21 protein-coding genes are annotated in these 17,940 nt (G+C 45.8%); 6 read left to right on the forward strand and 15 right to left on the reverse strand.

Annotated elements, in window-relative coordinates; translation table 11 throughout:
- The first annotated feature begins 74 nt into the window (after positions 1-74).
- Entirely contained in the window at positions 75-554 is a 480-nt protein-coding gene (locus tag RT717_RS15690) for a hypothetical protein (RefSeq protein ID WP_317487333.1), read from the forward strand.
- Between the two features lie 35 nt (positions 555-589).
- Here RT717_RS15690 and RT717_RS15695 read toward each other — a convergent pair whose 3' ends face one another.
- Positions 590-1,240 (reverse strand): alpha/beta hydrolase, encoded by a 651-nt coding sequence (locus tag RT717_RS15695; protein ID WP_317487334.1) that lies wholly within the window; start codon positions 1,238-1,240, stop codon positions 590-592.
- 186 nt (positions 1,241-1,426) lie between these two features.
- Here RT717_RS15695 and RT717_RS15700 point away from each other — a divergent pair, with 186 nt between their 5' ends.
- Both RT717_RS15700 and RT717_RS15705 read left to right on the forward strand, forming a co-directional pair.
- Positions 1,427-1,801 (forward strand): YciI family protein, encoded by a 375-nt coding sequence (locus tag RT717_RS15700; protein ID WP_317487335.1) that lies wholly within the window; start codon positions 1,427-1,429, stop codon positions 1,799-1,801.
- Positions 1,802-1,875: 74 nt separating this feature from the next.
- On the forward strand, positions 1,876-2,736 hold the full coding sequence (locus tag RT717_RS15705; protein ID WP_317487336.1) for a glycoside hydrolase family 16 protein: 861 nt from the start codon (positions 1,876-1,878) through the stop codon (positions 2,734-2,736).
- A gap of 51 nt (positions 2,737-2,787) precedes the next feature.
- On the opposite strand, the gene RT717_RS15710 is transcribed toward RT717_RS15705, so the two are convergent.
- On the reverse strand, positions 2,788-3,321 hold the full coding sequence (locus tag RT717_RS15710) for a hypothetical protein (RefSeq protein ID WP_317487337.1): 534 nt from the start codon (positions 3,319-3,321) through the stop codon (positions 2,788-2,790).
- A 116-nt stretch (positions 3,322-3,437) separates the two neighbouring features.
- On the opposite strand from RT717_RS15710, the gene RT717_RS15715 reads away from it, so the two are divergent.
- Positions 3,438-3,851 (forward strand): OsmC family protein, encoded by a 414-nt coding sequence (locus RT717_RS15715; protein WP_317487338.1) that lies wholly within the window; start codon positions 3,438-3,440, stop codon positions 3,849-3,851.
- Positions 3,852-3,959: 108 nt separating this feature from the next.
- On the opposite strand, the gene RT717_RS15720 is transcribed toward RT717_RS15715, so the two are convergent.
- From RT717_RS15720 to moaA, 6 genes are all read right to left on the reverse strand, one after another.
- Complete coding sequence (locus tag RT717_RS15720) at positions 3,960-4,454, reverse strand: cytochrome C (RefSeq protein WP_317487339.1); 495 nt, start codon at positions 4,452-4,454, stop codon at positions 3,960-3,962.
- The gene (locus RT717_RS15725; protein WP_317487340.1) at positions 4,451-5,674 is read right to left on the reverse strand and encodes a sulfite oxidase; all 1,224 of its coding nucleotides are present in this window, start codon (positions 5,672-5,674) and stop codon (positions 4,451-4,453) included. The genes RT717_RS15720 and RT717_RS15725 overlap by 4 nt, the downstream gene beginning before the upstream one ends.
- 87 nt (positions 5,675-5,761) lie before the next feature.
- Complete coding sequence (locus tag RT717_RS15730) at positions 5,762-6,478, reverse strand: ABC transporter ATP-binding protein (protein ID WP_317487341.1); 717 nt, start codon at positions 6,476-6,478, stop codon at positions 5,762-5,764.
- A complete protein-coding gene (gene modB, locus RT717_RS15735) occupies positions 6,472-7,140 on the reverse strand; it encodes a molybdate ABC transporter permease subunit (RefSeq protein WP_151999196.1) in 669 nt (222 codons plus the stop codon). Before modB ends, RT717_RS15730 begins: the two co-directional genes overlap by 7 nt.
- Positions 7,141-7,142: 2 nt before the next feature.
- A complete protein-coding gene (modA, locus tag RT717_RS15740) occupies positions 7,143-7,913 on the reverse strand; it encodes a molybdate ABC transporter substrate-binding protein (protein ID WP_151999195.1) in 771 nt (256 codons plus the stop codon).
- Between the two features lie 107 nt (positions 7,914-8,020).
- Complete coding sequence (gene moaA / locus RT717_RS15745) at positions 8,021-9,022, reverse strand: GTP 3',8-cyclase MoaA (RefSeq protein WP_317487342.1); 1,002 nt, start codon at positions 9,020-9,022, stop codon at positions 8,021-8,023.
- 134 nt (positions 9,023-9,156) lie between these two features.
- Between moaA and RT717_RS15750 the strand changes: the two genes are divergently transcribed.
- Positions 9,157-9,399 (forward strand): MoaD/ThiS family protein, encoded by a 243-nt coding sequence (locus RT717_RS15750; RefSeq protein WP_151999193.1) that lies wholly within the window; start codon positions 9,157-9,159, stop codon positions 9,397-9,399.
- 158 nt (positions 9,400-9,557) lie between these two features.
- A complete protein-coding gene (locus tag RT717_RS15755) occupies positions 9,558-9,968 on the forward strand; it encodes a molybdenum cofactor biosynthesis protein MoaE (protein ID WP_317487343.1) in 411 nt (136 codons plus the stop codon).
- Between the two features lie 351 nt (positions 9,969-10,319).
- On the opposite strand, the gene RT717_RS15760 is transcribed toward RT717_RS15755, so the two are convergent.
- The 7 genes from RT717_RS15760 to RT717_RS15790 form a co-directional block, all read right to left on the reverse strand.
- On the reverse strand, positions 10,320-11,309 hold the full coding sequence (locus tag RT717_RS15760; RefSeq protein ID WP_317487344.1) for a hypothetical protein: 990 nt from the start codon (positions 11,307-11,309) through the stop codon (positions 10,320-10,322).
- 188 nt (positions 11,310-11,497) lie between these two features.
- The gene (locus RT717_RS15765) at positions 11,498-12,088 is read right to left on the reverse strand and encodes a carboxypeptidase-like regulatory domain-containing protein (protein ID WP_317487345.1); all 591 of its coding nucleotides are present in this window, start codon (positions 12,086-12,088) and stop codon (positions 11,498-11,500) included.
- 184 nt (positions 12,089-12,272) lie between these two features.
- Positions 12,273-12,977 carry an MPN domain-containing protein gene (locus RT717_RS15770; RefSeq protein ID WP_317487346.1) on the reverse strand — a complete coding sequence of 235 codons (705 nt, stop codon included), beginning with the start codon at positions 12,975-12,977 and terminating at the stop codon, positions 12,273-12,275.
- Positions 12,978-13,262: 285 nt separating this feature from the next.
- Entirely contained in the window at positions 13,263-14,417 is a 1,155-nt protein-coding gene (locus tag RT717_RS15775) for a hypothetical protein (RefSeq protein ID WP_317487347.1), read from the reverse strand.
- Positions 14,418-14,589: 172 nt separating this feature from the next.
- A complete protein-coding gene (locus tag RT717_RS15780; RefSeq protein ID WP_317487348.1) occupies positions 14,590-15,117 on the reverse strand; it encodes a DUF2199 domain-containing protein in 528 nt (175 codons plus the stop codon).
- A gap of 1,084 nt (positions 15,118-16,201) precedes the next feature.
- Complete coding sequence (locus RT717_RS15785) at positions 16,202-16,468, reverse strand: UPF0175 family protein (RefSeq protein WP_151998414.1); 267 nt, start codon at positions 16,466-16,468, stop codon at positions 16,202-16,204.
- A 206-nt stretch (positions 16,469-16,674) separates the two neighbouring features.
- Positions 16,675-17,928 carry a DUF819 family protein gene (locus tag RT717_RS15790; protein ID WP_317487349.1) on the reverse strand — a complete coding sequence of 418 codons (1,254 nt, stop codon included), beginning with the start codon at positions 17,926-17,928 and terminating at the stop codon, positions 16,675-16,677.
- Positions 17,929-17,940 lie beyond the last annotated feature (12 nt).

Below are 17,940 nucleotides of genomic sequence, written 5' to 3' on the forward strand. Positions count from 1 at the left end.
ACGTAAAATATAATTAATCGAATAACTTATTGAATATTTTAACGTTACAACAAACTAAAACAACAAGTCATTTTATGAAAAAACTGTTTTTATTAGTAACAACCAGTTTAATTATTGCTTCGGCAGCCAACGCACAGAACACAGATTATAAAACAGCCGTGGGACTCAGGGCTGGTTTATCAGCCGGTCTTACAGTCAAGCATTTTCTTAGTCAAAAAGGTGCCCTGGAAGGTCTCGTTTCATCCCGCTGGGGTGGTGTAAACATCACAGGTTTATACGAAGTACACGACATAGCTTTTGACGAGCCAGGCCTTCGCTGGTACTATGGCGCAGGTGGCCATGTCGGCTTTTGGGATGGCAACAAGAATCCCTGGTTTGATGACAATGACAACCACAGCGTAATAGGTGTAGACCTTATTCTTGGTATGGAATATACCATACCGGGCTCACCAGTCAACCTGAGTTTGGACTGGAAACCAGGTTTTAACCTTGTCGGCTACAGTGGATTTTGGGGAGATGAATTCGCTCTTTCCCTGCGATTTGCTTTTAAGTAAATATTTTGAGGGAGGGCGCCGTCGGCATCCTCCCTTTAAAATTTCGATGCCAGTCGCATCAGTTCCTCTCTGTTCACTTCATGTTTCCCCTCAAACACCAGGCTTCTGGTGTTCTTGCCAAACAGCTCTTTGAGTCTTACCTTTTCCTGAGCCAGCAGCTGCTCGCTATAATAAATATCTTGCCTGCCAATGCAGCCAATCACCTCTGCTTTTGGCGACGCAAATTCGAAATCTGCCGGCGTCAGTTCTTTTGGGAACCCACCTGCCCACAGCACCATTTTGTGAAAGGGCCACTTCTTGTGTGCAGCTAACCTCGCCACGGCCGATACGCCTTGCGAAAAGCCAAACAAAATCAGCTTGTAGTGGTCAAAGTCGATGTCTTCAAAAATAGGATCAAAAACCGCATCGAAGTAGGCCCTTTGATTGGCCAGCTCAGTTTCCCTGTCCTCTTTTGTCATCCAGCTTGCCCCCACCCTTCCATAGGTCTGATCGAGATACAAGCGACTAAGCCCTTGCGGCGCAATGACAAAATGCTTGCTCGGATCCAAAAAATCGAACTTTTGAACAAAAAACTCTGCCAGTTGCGCATAACCATGACACACCACCCATATGTATTTGGTGGCAGGCGTTACATTGTTGAGTGTGTAATAAGGAGCTGAAAAAGAAAAGGAGACGTGTCGCTGCAAAACCTGATTTTTTTTTGAAACGTGAAGGTAAAGTGAAAGTGCGTGCTGTAAAAGTACCGGGCAAATTATACTTGGGCAGCTTTACGTGAATAACAACGCATTAATCAAGACGTAAATTTCCTACATTTGAAAAAATGAACCATTAAGAAGTAGTCAAAAAAAAACGCCGTTTGTAAAACCCTATTTATGACAAAAACATCAAGCTTCCTCGTTGCCATGCTATTCCTGGCGCTGTCGCAAAGTCTGTTAGCACAAAACAGCTCAGACCCGGAGCCACTTTTGGAATTTGCGGCTGTTTATTCCAACGGTGAAAAATGGGAGGCTGGCAAAACTCCGGCGGAGCAGCCCTACTTTATGGATCATTCTGCTTTCCTGTTCCGGTTGAAACAATCAGGAGTGATTACGGCCGGTATAAAGATCGCCGACAAAAGCATCATTTTGTTCAAGGCCAAAAGCCTCGAGGAAGCAAAGAAATTGTTTGCACCCGATGTGTCGGTGGACGAAAAAACCTACAAGCTGGAGGTGCAACCGGCCACAGTATTTTACAAAGGCTGTATTTGACGTCAGTTTTACCGCAAAGTTGCCTAATTTTATATCAGGCCAAAGCCATTCTTTCCAGCTAACCATACAAAGCCATGAAGATATCTCTATCCATATTTTTTGCGCTCTTCCTACTGCTGCCCTGCAAGGAACAAAGCAAAGATGAACAGCAAAAACCAGAGGTGCCTGAGCCCGGCGAACCGGTAGCGGAAGTCGACTGGGACGAAGCCACCCTGGCCTGGTCTGACGAATTTGACGGGGAAGCGGTGGACACGGAGAAATGGAAGTTCGAAACCGGGGCCAATGGCTGGGGCAACAATGAATGGCAAAACTATACCAGCGGCCCAAACTCTACGGTCTCAGACGGGTTGCTGAAGATTACCGCCAAAAAGACAGGACCCGGTCAGAAAGTGGGCGACTATACATCGTCACGCATGCTGAGTAAGGAGACGTTCACCTACGGACGCATGGAGGTGAGGGCCAAAATACCCGAATGGAAAGGCAAGGGCGTTTGGCCTGCGATCTGGATGCTGGGCGACAATATCAGTCAGGTTGGCTGGCCCGACTGCGGCGAAATCGACATCATGGAATATGTGAGCTATGCTCCCAATGAAGTCCACTTCACTATCCACAGCAAGGCCAATAACCATGTGCAGGGAACCCAAATTACCACTGGACCCATGAAGCTGGAAACCATTGAAGAGGAGTTCCACAACTATGGTATTCTTTGGACGGAGCGATACGTCAAATTCTATCTGGACGATATCGACAACGTAAAACTGACATTCAACAAACCCACCGTACCCACGCAGGACAACTGGCCGTTTGACAAGCCGTTCTTCTTTTTGCTGAACATCGCCGTTGGTGGCAATTGGGGAGGTTTACAAGGAGTGGATGACAACATTTTCCCATCGACGATGGAGGTGGACTATGTGCGGGTTTATCAGTTCGAATAACTGGTGACGAGCAAATAGCGGCGGCTTAGTGCTCTGTGCGTTTCATTTTCCCTATTTCGCCCAATCTGGCGCTGGAGTGTCCGGGTCAAATAGCTCATCCAAATAGTAGTCTCTCTTGTACAGATTGTTGCAATTGTTTTCGCCGCTGAGGTCGAAAATACAAGCGTATTGGTCAATGAATTCACCATTCATTAGACTTTTTGCATCTCCATTGGGTAGCAGGGCATCATCGTGATCAATTCTTCGCAAAGCGCAGTGGCCCAGCATATGCAACATCAAGGCTTCCTGTGTAATCTTATCGCTCCAGCATTTGTTTTGCTGATTGATCTCAATTTTCAGCTGTTTGCCAACGAATACACAGGAGCCGCACAAAATGCCCTCAGTGTTCAGGCCGTATTCAATGATCAGGTTGTTTGACAGCTCAAGCCTAACACCACGCTGGGCGGCTTTCGACACAAGCGTGTCAACAAAAGACTGCAACTCGTCGGGAACGCTATAAATCGTTTCCTGCTCTTTGGTACACGCAGCAAAGAGCATCCAGAAAATAAGCAGTATACCCGCTGACGATAAAAAATGCTTTCTCATTAACTTAATACGAGGCTTAGTTACTAGTCAAGTTAATAAATACTAACTTGGATGCGAGCATTTCATCATCGATTTAACTCACAAATATCATTGTTCAATCAAAAAATCCCATTCATATGAAAAGATCAGCAACAGCCGTTTGGCAAGGAAGTGGAAAAGAAGGCAAAGGACACCTGACCACACAAAGTACGGTACTTAATAAAACTCAGTACTCCTTTTCCTCGAGGTTTGAAGAGGGAGTTGGCACCAATCCGGAAGAGCTGATAGCTGCCGCTCATTCGGGCTGCTTCGCTATGAAGCTGAGCTTCAGCTTGACTGAGGCAGGTTTTGTGCCCGACACCCTTGATGTTACCTGCAAGGTTACGCTTGAAGATGGAGCTATCACCAAATCCCATCTGACGCTCAAAGCAAAGGTGAAAGGAATAAGCGACTCAAAATTTGCGGAGTGCGTGAAAGATGCGGAAAAAAACTGCCCCATCTCCAAGTCATTGACTGCTGCTATTTCCGTTGAACACACACTGAATGCATAGTTGATAGACCAGACTACAAAAGTTTAGCGGCGGGAAGAAGGGTATGTGGACATTCCGACAACCTCTGACGTCGCATAGCAACGTCCGCTCCGAAACTTTTGTAGTCTGCTATTTAGTCCCTTCCAGCTCATACCATTCCACGTCTGTCAGGTTGGGTCTTCTGCCTTTGTTCTCAGGCGCATAGTTTTTAGCCAGGTAGTCAAGAATGGCCGCTTCGTTCTCGCCCAGGTCCCACAGCTTCTGTGTCCGCTGCATCCAGCGTATCATACCTTCCCATCCCTCTCTTGTGGCCCTGTTTTGCGTCACAAGGGTGGCTGCGTGGCAGTTGGTGCAGTTGGTTTTGGCCAGCTCCCACCCAGCATCGATGATAAAGCCTGTTTCTTCATCTATAGTGCCGTTTTCGGCCTTTGGAGCAACGGCCTCAACTTTAGCTACAGGCGTTGCTGTTTCCTGCTGAGCAAGTACCGGCTTCGGCGATGGCTTGTAGAAAAAGAACAGGTAAGAAGCCCCCAGAGAAAGAATTAAGGCCAGGCTTAAAATCCCTATTAAGGCACCTGTGGCTTTTTGCAGCACCTCCAGTAAATCGTTTTTCTTCTCCATCATCTTACTTTCACGGCTATTCTATGGCACGCATTATTCAGATAGCCTTTGGGGTTCCATCCGGGCACCACCATGGGCTGGCTCTTTCCGTCGCTATCTTTTGCCTTGGCCCATATTTCGTAGTAGCCCGTGGCAGGCAGCTTTAATTCAGCGCTAAAATGCTGCCAGGCCTGTCGGTTGGCAGGTCGCTCCAGACTGGCAGCCTGCCAGGTGGCACCAAAATCGGACGACACGTGCACCTCTTTCACACTCTTATCCCCCACCCAGGCATGCCCACGGACAGGAAGCGTTTGACCCGCTTTGATCATGGCCCCTGTTTTCGGGTAGGTAATGATCGACTTCACAGGCATGCCTTCTATGATGCACATGTTTTCATCGGGCACCACCTCACCGGGTGCTACCGCTTCGCAGGGAACACGATAGCTGTCACCGCCCATTTTCTCACCATCGTGCACTACATTTCTCACGGAAATAGCACTCAACCATTTTCCGGAAGTAGAGCCTGGCCATCCTCCCACCACAAGTCTTAAAGGATGTCCGTTGGCCAAGGGAATATCCTCGCCATTCATTGCCCAGGCCACCAGGGTTTCGTCTTCGAGCGCTTTGCTAATGGGCACTCCTCTCGATATCACTACTTTTTCAGGGTCGTTGCTCAGGTGCACATCCTTGCCGTAGTAGCCGATATACACTGCATCATCTTTTATGCCCACATCCATCAAAATGTCTTTCAGCCTCACGCCTGTCCATTTGGCGCACGAAACCGCACCAACTTCCCACTGATTGCCTTTGGCTGGTGGGTTGAACTCCGCCCTGCCATTACCGCCGCACTCAATAGTAAGCTGGTAGGTGTAAGTTTTAAATTTGCTTTTAAGCTCAGCGATAGAATAGGATTTCGTCGTTTTGGCAGCCTCTCCGTTGATCGTTAGCGACCAGTTAGCCACATCGATAGCCTCAGGCATCAGGCCATTGTTACGCACAAACATTTTATCGGCAGGTGTCACCTTGTCGTCAAGTAAGTGTGGCGGCGTTTCAATGTTCCAGGGTCTTTCGCCAAGCACCTTCAAACCAGCGTTTTTACCCGGAAGCATCTCCGGATCAGCCAGCCATTTACCGACAAACGGGTACTTTTCCGGCACCACGCTGCCGTAGACTACCGGCACGCCCCAAACCAGTGCCTGGCTGCCTAGAAATGATTTTTTGAGGAAACTTCGGCGGGTGTTCATGATCTGATTTTTGTAAGATGACACCAGAAAGTTAACCTTACGAAATCAGAAATAAAACGAAACCGGTGTCGATTGGCGGATAAAGTATCAGATATCCCTGGTTTGTTCTTTTAACCTGAGCAGCTCAGCTTTCAGCACCTCTCTGGGCGCTCCTTCTCTCAGCACTTTCCCATCTTCCAACCATACCACATGATCGGCCAAAATGGTCGCCTCCAGCAGGTCGTGCGTTGCCATCACTGCTGTGGTATTGAGCAGGCCAAGCATTTGCTTGAGCTCACCCCTTATCTCGTTCCGAAGGCTGAAGTCGAGCGCCGCCATGGGTTCATCGAGCAGCAGCAGTGCTGGCTTTGCCGCCAAAGCCCTCGCCAAAGCCACCCGCTGTTGTTGCCCACCAGAGAGTGAGGCGGGCCGGTCGTTGACCAGGTCTTGTATTTTGAACACTGTGAGCAGTTGCTCCAACCAGGTATTGTCCACTTCTTCCCTGAATCCGTATTGGATGTTCGCTTTCACATTCAGGTGAGGGAATAGCGCATAGTCCTGAAATACGTAGCCTATATGCCTGCGTTGGGGAGCAACAAAAGATGAAGGCGATGACCACACAAATTCCGACGCACTAATGACGCCGCTATCTGGCTTTTCTAAACCGGCCAGCAGCCGCAGCAGGGTGGTTTTGCCGGCACCACTCGGGCCCATCAGTGCCGTGAAAGAACCCTTGCTGAGTGTCAGCTCCGCTTCCAGCGAAAAGGATCGGCCCCTGTCGGCGTACTTCTTTTTACAATCCAGTGAATAAGCTGCTTCTACCATAGTGCTATCCGCTTTTGAAGCCACTGAACAAGGAAAATGATGACAAGTGAAAAAACCAGCAGCACCAGGGCGTACTGGTTGGCGACATCGTAGTTCATGGCCTCCATTTCGTGAAAGATAGCAATCGATGCCACCCTCGTTTGGCCGGGTATGTTGCCGCCAATCATCAGCACCACACCAAATTCGCCAATAGTATGGGCAAAGGTCATGATGAACGCTGCGAACAACGACGATTTGATATTGGGAACAAGCACCTTAAAAAAGGTCTGAAGCCTTGTTTTTCCGAGGGTAAACGACGCCTCCCTTAACGATTTTGGCAGTGCGTCTAACCCCGATAAAATGGGACTTACCATGAACGGAAGGCTAAAAACAATGCTGCCAAGCAAAATGCCGTAGAAAGAAAATACCATCCGAACACCAAAGAGCTTTTCAAATACGCCGCCAGCGAAGCTATCGGGCTGCATGGCCACCAGCAGGTAGTAGCCGAGAACTGTTGGGGGCAACACCAAAGGGAGGGCGATAATGGCCCTGATGAGGCTTTTTCCCCTGAAAGAAAACATGTGGAGCACGTAGCCCGAAACGACCCCGACCAACGCAAGAATTAGCGTCGTAAACACGGCCAATTTCAGGCTCAACCACAAGGGGGCCATGAACTGCTCCATGGTTACTCTGCCACAGGGAGTTCGTAACCAAAATCTTGAAATATCCGGCGGGACTCTTTGCCCAGAAGAAAATCCTTGAAAAGCGTAGCAACGAAAAGCCCGGGGCCGTCAGTCTTTAAAATAAGCATCGTTTGTGGTATGGGATCCATCCAAATCTCCTCAATTTTAATAAACTTGCCCTCGCCTTTCTTCTGACTGAACTTAAGAGAGTTAGACGTAAAAGCCGCATCGACAGAACCGGCCGCAATGTACTGGTTGACCTGACCGATACTGGTGCCATACACGATCTTGTCGTGCACTAACACCCCCAGCTGCTTCACTTCCAGCCAATCTCTGGACAGCTTGCCGTATGGCGCCAGGTCAGGGTGTGCCAGACCGATGGATTTCACCTTCTCCTGTTTGAGAATAGCCGCCGGATCGTCTCCGGCAATGCCGCTTTTCACCCACAGATACACAGTCCCAAAGCAAATAATTTGTGGCCCACCATGCGCCTTGTCTTTGTCAATTACCTCATCAATGTATTTATCGTCGGCGGAAACGAAAATCTCATATGGAGCGCCGTTGATGATCTGCGAGGTGAGAGTGCCGGAAGCTCCTGGAATGAGTTCCACTTCGTAGGGGTACTTGCTCTCAAATTTCTTTTCAATGGCCTGCATTGGTAGCAAAAGATTGGAGGCCACTGCCACTTTTATCGACTGCGCCATCATTGAGCAGCACAGCAGCATCAAAAAAATAGTAATATGTATTCTTGTAGCTATATCTCTATTTACCATCACCCAACTCAATTCTTCCTGAAAAAATCTACAACCAACCTTTACTTCCAACTAGCTTTCCAAAACTTCCCCGGGTACTAGCAGGCAATAACACCAAAAATGGCGGCTTAACCACCTATGGTTGACATGCTTTCCGACACGGCATGTCCTTTTGCTCTTCTTGCCTCCGCTTCAAACCCGTTTTTTGCTCTTTGCCCAAATGCCTTCAGCAAAGCGGCGCTAATTTCTGCGTCATTGGCGCCATTTCTTAGCAAAGCTCTCAAATCAAGCACACCGTCATCGTACAGGCAGGTTTTCAGCGTGCCCTGAGCGGTCATCCTGATTCGGTTGCAGGTGCCGCAAAAGCTCCTCGTAAAAGCTGCAATGATCCCTACAGAGCCTTTGAACCCATCTATGCCATACGTTGCTGACGTTGAGGCGGCTTCGTCTACTCTTCGACTGAGCGATGGGAATGCCCTGACCAGCTCCTGGTGAATCTTCGCATGCGTCCACACCAGCACAGGGTAATGCGAGCCCTCGCCGTTGAAAGGCATTTCTTCTATGAATCTCACGTCCACTTTGTGTGCTTTTGCCAGCATGGCCAGCGGCACAATATCGTCCGTGTTCTGTCCGTCCATCACCACGACATTGATCTTGGTTTCAATTCCCTGGTCGAGCAGCGCATGAAAAGTCTCCATCACTGCTGGCAGCTCGTCCCGGCGGGTAATAGAGTGAAAGCGCTCACGATCCAGCGTATCCATGCTCAAATTAACCGATTTGATACCTGCCGCCTTGAACTCTTCAATATGAGGCAATGTCAGAACGCCGTTGGTAGTGATATGAATGCCTTCGATGCCTGGAATTTCGTTGAGCTTTTTGATAAAGTACATCAAGTCTTTTCGCACAAAAGGTTCTCCACCGGTAAGCCTCACCTTTTTCACCCCAAACCCAGCCATGATCCCTACAAGACGCAGCATTTCCTCGTAGGTGAGCAGCTCCTTTTTGGGCAGGTACCTGATGCCTTCTTCCGGCATACAGTAAAAGCAGCGCAGGTTGCACCTGTCGGTAACAGCCAGCCGCACATACTCTATGGGCCTTCCGTGATTATCAAAAAACTGTTTTCCCTGCATAGTTAGTGTTACAACACGAATTCAAGTTGGTAAAGTTTAAGCTGATTTAGAAATTGTTTGGTGGAAAGAGGGGATTATTCCCCATAATTGGTTGTTGTGTTGAGAAGAGGTCGCAAATTGATTTACTTTACTGTATGGAATTAACGATTCAGGCATTTGGCATAGCGAAGGATATACTTGGCGACAGGAAGACCATGCTGAGCATGAATGATGGAGCTACGGTAGCTGATTTGCTGGCGCTACTGAACAAAGAGTACCCGGCGTTTCAAAAGCTGACGTCGCTGGCGGTAGCGCTGAATGAAGAGTATGCAGAAAAGGAAGCAGTACTCAGCCCGGCTGATACGATAGTGCTCGTGCCACCGGTAAGCGGAGGATGAGCAACTGATGATTCGGAGAATTTGTTGATTTAAAGATTTAAGAATGGCGGATTTGAAGATTTTGAAATTGCTGGCGACTTCCCCCTCCGGTCTTCTGTCTCCGGTCTTCTAACTTCCGTCTTCCGTCTTCCGTCTTCCGTCTCCCAACTTCCTCAACTATGATCAAACTTACAGACCAACCCATCGACATCCACGAAGCCATTGAGGCAGCCCAGGCAGAAGGCGCCGGTGCGGTGAACGTATTCATTGGCACGGTGCGCAACAAAACCCAGGAAAAGCAGGTGCTGTCCCTCGACTTCGAAGCCTACGACCCCATGGCTGAAAAAGAAATCCAGAAGATTGTGGACCAGGCCAAAGCCAAATGGCCCGTGATCAAAGCGGTGGTGGTGCATCGCAAAGGGCATTTGGAGATTGGCGAGGCAGCAGTAGTGATTGCCGTTTCAACCCCCCACCGCAAGGCCTCCTTCCAGGCCTGTGAATTCATTATTGACACACTGAAGCAAACTGTTCCCATCTGGAAAAAAGAGATTTTTGAGGGGGGTGAGGAGTGGGTGAGTGCGCACCCGTAACGGAGTTCAACGCAAATGCAGCGTGGGGATTGGTAAGAGTTACGGATCAATATGTATTTCTGGGGGATCGAATGTTTCGTTTGTGGCTAAATAAAAAAGCAAAACTGGTTCAATGCGTCTCGCCCGGCCGGGCTTCTCCAGTCGGACAGGCTTGAACCTTTTGCTTTTTTATGACCACTTGGGATATTGGGTTTAAAGGGCAATCCCCCCAGATTTTCCGCTTGATCAAGAGTTACCGCTGCCGTCCGTACTTAGCCACGCCGATGATAAAATTATACTTTATGGCGGAGATGCCCAAGCCAGCAAATGCTTGAAAACTGAGGAAGCCACCATTCATTGTTTGGATTCTTGTTAGCGGTTTTTTTGATCACCCTTTCTTTTGAGGATTTCTTTTAATTGGTTGTCCAATTCAGTAATGTAATTTGCTGGCGGGCTTCTTCTCTTTATTGCTTCAGGATGTTTTTCAGCAATTAATTGTCTAATGTAGTTAAGCAGAATTTCGTAATTGTTTGATGACTCAGAATGGTTCATTACAAGAATATATCCCGGGAGTTCGGACATGTCTTCCAAAAACTGTTCAAATTGAAAATGATAGTTCAAATACTGAATAGCTCTTTGTTTATCAATTGATTCAAAGTAATCATTGAGTTTCTTGCCATTGTACCTCTTTAAGTCTCCGTTTGCTTTGTTTCTAAACACCAAAAAAGGATGCTTTTCTGCCACTTCAGTTATATCAGATGCATTCTCAATTTGGCTTATCGTTGTTCTTTTATTTATCAGGTAAAGATCTGCATTCGTTACAATAACTGGCACATGTACGAAAGCCGTATCATAAAAAGTCTCAGTATGTAATTGCTCATTAAACGAGCCTATCAGTTTGTCAACAAAGGCATATGACAGTTGATTGATTGCTTTAAAAATGTTCGTTTCAAGATAATCATTTTCGAAAATTTCAACACCTTTCAGACATAAAGGAGCAAGGTACTTTTTGTCAAGCAACTGTCCCCTGGCAAATTGAAATTTCTTATGAACAAATTGGTCGCCAACATGAAAAAATCCATCAGGATCTGCTTCATTCTGATATCCGTATGCGTCTGGTAAAAAGAACCATTTGGTTGGCTGAGTCTTGTATTTACATTCAACCATTAAGTCAATGCTGCAGCCATTCCAGTAGTTTGCATCTATATCATACGAAAAATCTTTTTCCTTACCAGTCTCGTCTGGCCTTGAGTATTGATACTCTCCCCATACTAGGCAACCTGATTTAACGAAATGCTCAGCAACTGCATATTCAAATGGGAGTCCAGATTTTAATAGTAGTTGTTTCCAGTCTTTTGCCATTTTTATTTTACCATTACGACTAACCTGGCTATGGCGAGAGGGGTTTTACAATGCACTTCCGCTTCCACCGGCACTTAGCCACGCAGATGAATAAAATTATACTTTGTGGCGTAGATTCCAAGCCAGCAAATGATTGGAAACCGATGAAGCCGTCATGCATTATGCGCATTGTTGGGTGCTGTTATGGCTTACTTATATTTTAGTTTCATTCTTTTAAAGTCTGTGTCAACGTCGTATGTAACCAATTGAGATAATCCTCCTTTGTTTATCTCAAGTTGAATAGTCTTATTGTTAGGGACGGTTATCATGAAGCCACCTTTGGCGTTTGAATAAACTACCTCCATAGTTCCTTTTATTCTGATTTCACAGCTGTCAACTGGGTCTTTAGTTTTCTTATGAATTATTTCTCCCCATAAATTTCTTGTCGGCTGTGCCCTTGTTAGTTTTCGTTCAATCTTTTTACTGTCCTTATAAATCTGGTCTCTAATATCTGTCCCAAGTACTATTTCTTTGAAGTCAATATTCTCCTCATACTCCACATACAACTGAGTAAAGCATTGAGGGAACCAAATAATTGTCGGCTGTGAATTTAGTGTCAATGTGAACTCACCATTGACGTCAGTCACCGTCCCGTTTTTGGTTCCTGGTTCTAAAACATTCCATCCTGGTATTGGAGTCCTGTCGTCAACACTAACAAGTCGGCCTTTAATTGTTCGTTGTTGTCCCAGTACAATTGTAGGCAGTAAAGTCAGTGCAAATATTGTTATTAGAAGTCTCATCTTTGTCCAGCCATAATTGCACCCAACCTCTGTAAAATGAGTGTGGGAGTTTTATGCAGCTCCGCTTCCACTACATCTTAGCCACGCCGATGATAAAATTATACTTTGTGGCGGACATTCCAAGCCAGCTAACCTATGATAACTGGTGAAGCCCACATTCATTTTACCGCTGTGTTAGCCACATTTATCTCACAATGGCATTAAGGCCAAGTCTCATAATTGTTGACTGTACCGAATCTGCTGTACAACCTCCAATGTTAAACTCAACGTCGGTAAATTCTTTCCATGCTGAGCTCACTTTGTAGTTGTTGGAGACACCAACGCTTGGATTTACTGCTGTCCATAAGTTGACTGAAACACTGTCTTCACCAATCTGATTAGTTGAATGAACAAAAACCGATTTGATTCCGAAGTCCGAGGCAATTCGAGATTCCAACTGATCAATGTCGTCAAGTCTTTTGGTTTCTATTGTCATTTCGCCTGAGTAGTCCGTGAAAGCGCTGTTTGGTCTGATAAATTCTGGCAAAAAGAAGTTGTTGACTCGGAGGTTTAGGAGTAGTTTTTTAGCTTCAGTCACGTCAGGCATCTCGATAGAGACCCATTCCAATTCGTCAATGAAAGACTGGTGCTTAAATAGAAGGTTTTGGTCGAAAGCATAATTTCCTTGCCGGGTGATAAGCGATGTCAGAGATTCATTTACCATGATCTTTTCAATGACTGTTGGTCCGTCAGTTAAAAAAACATTGTATGTCGGAACGCCCAAGTCGTTTGTTGGCGAACCTCCCCATTCCCTTACAATCCCACGTATTGCATCAGTATTTGAGATTACTATCGGCTTCTCAATGATTAGCTTATTGTATTTATCCATTTCATTGAATGGTGCTCTCATTGGAATTATGTAGATACGGTGTCGGTTTGTGATGCCCTGCCGTGTCCTAAATGCACCGTCAGCGGAACACCCACTTACAATTAGAGAGAGCATTAAAAGCAAGCAATATTTCATCGAGCAAGTTTCTTGAGGCTACGCCTCGGTAAAATGAGTGTGGGAGTTTTATGCAGCTCCGCTTCCACTACATCTTAGCCACGCCAATGATAAAATTATAAATTGTGGCGGGCAATCCAAGCCAACTAACCTTTGATAACCTGTGAAGCCCACATTCATTTTACCGTTGTGTTATAGGGCTCTTTCAATTTGATAGCCAACAGACTTAGTTTTTTGGGATTCTAATTCTTTGAATTTACCAGCGTCTAGAGTTAATACTTCATCACCGGATTGATAAACCGGTGTGACTGGAATCGTAATAATCTCAACTTTTAAAGGGTCTTGTTCATTAAGCTCTTTAAACCAGCATCTTAGCGTTTTTGAGTTTTTACCTTTTTGATTTAAAGAAGCTCCTAAGGTGGTTTCGACATCCTCGGAAGATAATTTAAAAGTCACCTCTTTCAACCAAGGTTGGTCTTTTCTTAAATCGTAAAAGCACCACAGTTGAAATACCACCAGTACTTTTTTATTGTGTCTTCCAGCAAAGGCGATTGCTAATAATCCACATTTTGCCAATTCACTGCAAGAGTCTAACAGACCTTCAGAGGATAATGCGTTAATAAGTGCATTATCCATCTCCTGAAAATTATACAAGGCTTCAATAAATTCGTTTCTTGAAACTTTAGTTTGACCATCTCTTGAACAGATTTCTTGATCTTTTCTGACATAGCTGTTATGGCCGATGGTATTTCGTAATTTGGAGTGAAATGTCTTAGTGAATGAATTAAATAAGTGTGGTAGGTCAGAAATTCTTGATGCGATATAGTCAATAGTTGTACCCTTTTTTAGATGACCCGCCCTATCTCTTAGATTATCCAAAGTGAAATTTATATTTCCATTTTTTCGAAGCTCTGAAATAGAGCCAAGGACTATGTAAAGAGTATTTATCTCATATATTGACTGATATAGAAAGCAAGATTGTTGTGTTATCTTCTCTAGTGTTTTTAATTCATCACATATCTCAATCATGTTAAACCTAGAGACGTCATACTCGTCTAGTAGTTCATCATTTGATATCTTGTTAAAGAGATATTTGAATTTTTCCGGATATAATTTTTTGGTTGTACTGATAAGTTTATGAAAATCATCAATTAAGTGGTGTTCGTTTTTTATTCGTTTCAATTCATAATAAAGCTTGTTTCGATAAAAGCTGTAACCGTCTGTATTTTCTGAAAAGAGGAGCTTTAACTCTGAATTAAATTCAGTTGGTATGCCATCTTGAAACCGGCGGTTTATGGCAGATTCATACCGCATGAATCGGTTCAAAGCGTCGTTGTGGTTATTCATGCTTGAAGATTATGCCCTATAACGACTAGCTAAGCAGCGTGGGGATTGTTAAGAGATTCCGCCGCCGTACGTACTTAGCCACGCCGATGATAAAAATACACAAAGTGGCGGGGACTGCAATCCCCACTGCGATTTCCTTGCGGCTAAGACCCCATGATGTCTTAGCTTTGTGTTATGCTTTTTTCTTCCCATGGACGTAGTGTTCATACATCTCAATTACTTGCTCTGTAGAAATGCCTTCGGTTTGTGCCCGAGAAAGAGGATGTTCTGTCCGCTCAAGTTCGATTAATGGTCTGATGCCGCTATTTCGTAGGTGAATTCTGGATCTAATATTTTCTGAGCCTTCGTAAAAAGGCCAAACCCATGAAGAAAACCAACCGTACATAGGTTTAGTATGGTTCCGCTGTTGGTTGTCAAAAAGGGATTCAAATTTTTCAAAATTTTCCTCGCTTAAAGACACCCAAGCTCCAAAGCTGAAGAAATCATCCCGTCCAATTAGCGGGAGTTCCAAGCACCCCCTGATAAAAAAATGCTCATCATCAATTACGCAAGTGTCAGAAGTTAGAAAAACTCTTTCCTCAATTTCTTCTTCAGGTATTGAGAAGTAGTAGTTTGGAGCTTTGCTTCCTAAGCTCGGAATCCCTACGTGAATTTCGTCACAACAGGAACATTTAAATTCAAAAGTGCTGATGTCCAACATCTTGTATTCTTAAGCATAACGACTAGCTATGCGGCGTGGGGATTGGTAAGATATACCGTTGCCGTCCGCAAATAGCCACGCCGATGAATAAAAATACACAAAGTGGCGGGGACTGCAATCCCCACGGCCATTTCCTTACAAGTAAAGCCCCATGACGTCATAGGTTTGTGTTGTATGCCTTTACTATCCGAATTTTTCCATGGTCAATGTTGAGTGGTCTTGACTAATGGTAAAGCTGATTGCCCAACTCAGTCGGCGATCAAACAAGACAATTATTGAGTCGCCACTTTGATCAGCCCTGTCGGCTGAAAGGTATGATGTAATGAATCGCAACCAATCTGTATGTCGGCCTATCATCCCAATGCCAACGTAATCATTGATTGCTTGGTCGATGACATTAATCTTCAACCAGACAAGCGTAGATTCATTCTTTTCAAACTGGCCTTTTAAAAAATCGCCGATCGGTCCCCAGTCATCCGATAGAGTCTGAACGTCAATTAATTTATTCCCATCAAGGCTGATTGTATGTTGTCTGCTGTATGATATTGGGCCTATTCGGGACAATTCAATCCCGCAGTCGTCATCCACAAGCTCCGACCTAACCTTACCTAGAAACTTATGAAAGTCCAGCTCGTCCAGCATATAACGTCACGAAATAATGGCATACAACAATTATATAAACCCAACACCCCGGTTTATACCTACAATATAGCCGGATATACCCAACCTACTCTTTATATACACCTTATATTTTCAGATGATAAAGACTAAAAAGAAGCTAGCACCAAAAGCGATGACAAAAAAAACAGGTGTCTCTCCTCACAAGTTTACTCATGGACTTCTCTATTTCGGTGAAAGCTTCGGCGAACCGCAGCGGAAGGCAGTACCGTTGTTCGCTGAACCCTGCGCAGTACTCCATTGAAGCCTCAATGGGAAACGACCTCCAGTCTGGTAAGAATAAAAAGCTAATTCGCATTGAATTCATCACTTTTTGGAGACGTAGTCAGTTACACTAATTAAAAACGGATCAAGCATGCACAAGAGAAATGATGGCCCCGGTATCTGCCACAACTACTTTCACTGGCTACAGCTTTTTGATCGTCTCAAGATCTGCCATCACTTGCTCAATACTTGGATTCGAGACAGGCAAATTGCTTTTAGCGAGGGATTTTTCAAACTCGTAACGAGTTAAGCCCGACAATTGAATAGCTTTTCCGATGGTCAACTTTCCTTCATGAAAAAGCATGATTGCCACGGCCACCTGTAAATGGTCTTTCAACTCTTCCTCAGATTCGTTCAGCGCCAACATAATATCAGAAGGAATTTCTACAGGTATCGTTACATTTTTCATGGCCGGGGTCTTTTTATTCAAAAATACGACCTTTATTTTAATATTACTGAAGAACCCTCCGTCTACTGGGCTCAGAAATGTACCTCAAAATATCTGCGAGGCCGTAACACCCACATATAGTTTGTTAGCTTCGTCGCCGTGCGTCCAGCCTTCTCTTCCCTTTGCGACTTAGCGCCTTTGCGTGCCAATAAAAATTGGGCAAGAACTTAAGGCGCCACCGCCTGCATCATCAGCCCGCACAAGTAAGCCCCGTAAGTGCCTGCCGCATAGCCCAGCACGGCCAGCAGCACGCCCACCGGCGCCAGCGAGGGATTAAACGCTGAAGCCACAATGGGCGCTGAGGCGGCACCACCCACATTGGCCTGGCTGCCCACTGCCACAAAGAAGAATGGGGCTTTGATCAGCTTGGCCACCACCAGCATGATGGTGATGTGGAACAATATCCAGACAAAGCCTACCAGAAATAGTCCCGGGTTTTCGAAAATGGCCAGCAGGTTCATTTCCATGCCAATAGTGGCTACCAGAATGTAAAGAAAGACGCTACCAAGCCTGGAAGCACCGGCTCCTTCAAGATTTCGTGCCTTGGTGAACGACAGCAGCAGCCCCAGTGTGGTAGCAATCACCACTATCCAGAAGAAGCCCGAGGTAAGGCTGTACTCCTCCAGCCCAGGAAAGTTCTCCCCTATCCACGGCGCAATGATGTCGGCGCCGAAGTGAGACAGGCCTGTCACCCCAAAACCTACGGCCAGTATCATCAGTGTGTCCGACATGTTGGGCACCCGCATGATGCTGAGTCTGTATGTCTCTATTTTCTTTTTTACCTCTTCAATGGCTGAGGTGTCTGATTTAAGAAACTTATCTATCTTTTCAGCTCTTCCTGTTCCATACAGCAGAAAAGCCAGCCACAGGTTGCCAATCAATATATCGACAGTCACCATGGTGGAAAACATCTCTCCTCCCACGCCAAACACTTCTCTCATGGCCGTTTGGTTCGCTCCACCGCCAATCCAGCTGCCTGCTATGGCCGTCATGCCTCTCCACACTTCCTGGCCAGGAGTGCCAGTCACCACATCAGGTGCAACAACCGAAAATAGCAGAATGGCCAGCGGCCCGCCAAGCACAATACCGACCGTGCCTGCAAAAAACATAATCAACGCCTTTGGCCCCAGCTTCATGATCTCTTTGAGGTCTACCGACACGGTGAGCAAGACTAAACTAGCGGGAAGCAGGTAACGGGAAGCCACGAAGTACAGCTTGCTGTGAGCGCCCGATATGATGCCCATGGAATTGAGTATGGATGGAATGAAATAACAAAGGAGTACGGTAGGCACAATGGAGTAGAACTTCTGCCAGCCAGTGCGCTTGCTGGACGCCGTACCAAATACGGCTGCCAGTATCACAATGAGTATACCGAATACGACTGCGTCGTTGGTGATAAGAGGTGCGGTGGTTTCTTCCATTTTTAATTCTTT

Origin of the sequence: Imperialibacter roseus (genome assembly GCF_032999765.1) — a bacterium.
Lineage (GTDB): Bacteria > Bacteroidota > Bacteroidia > Cytophagales > Cyclobacteriaceae > Imperialibacter > Imperialibacter roseus.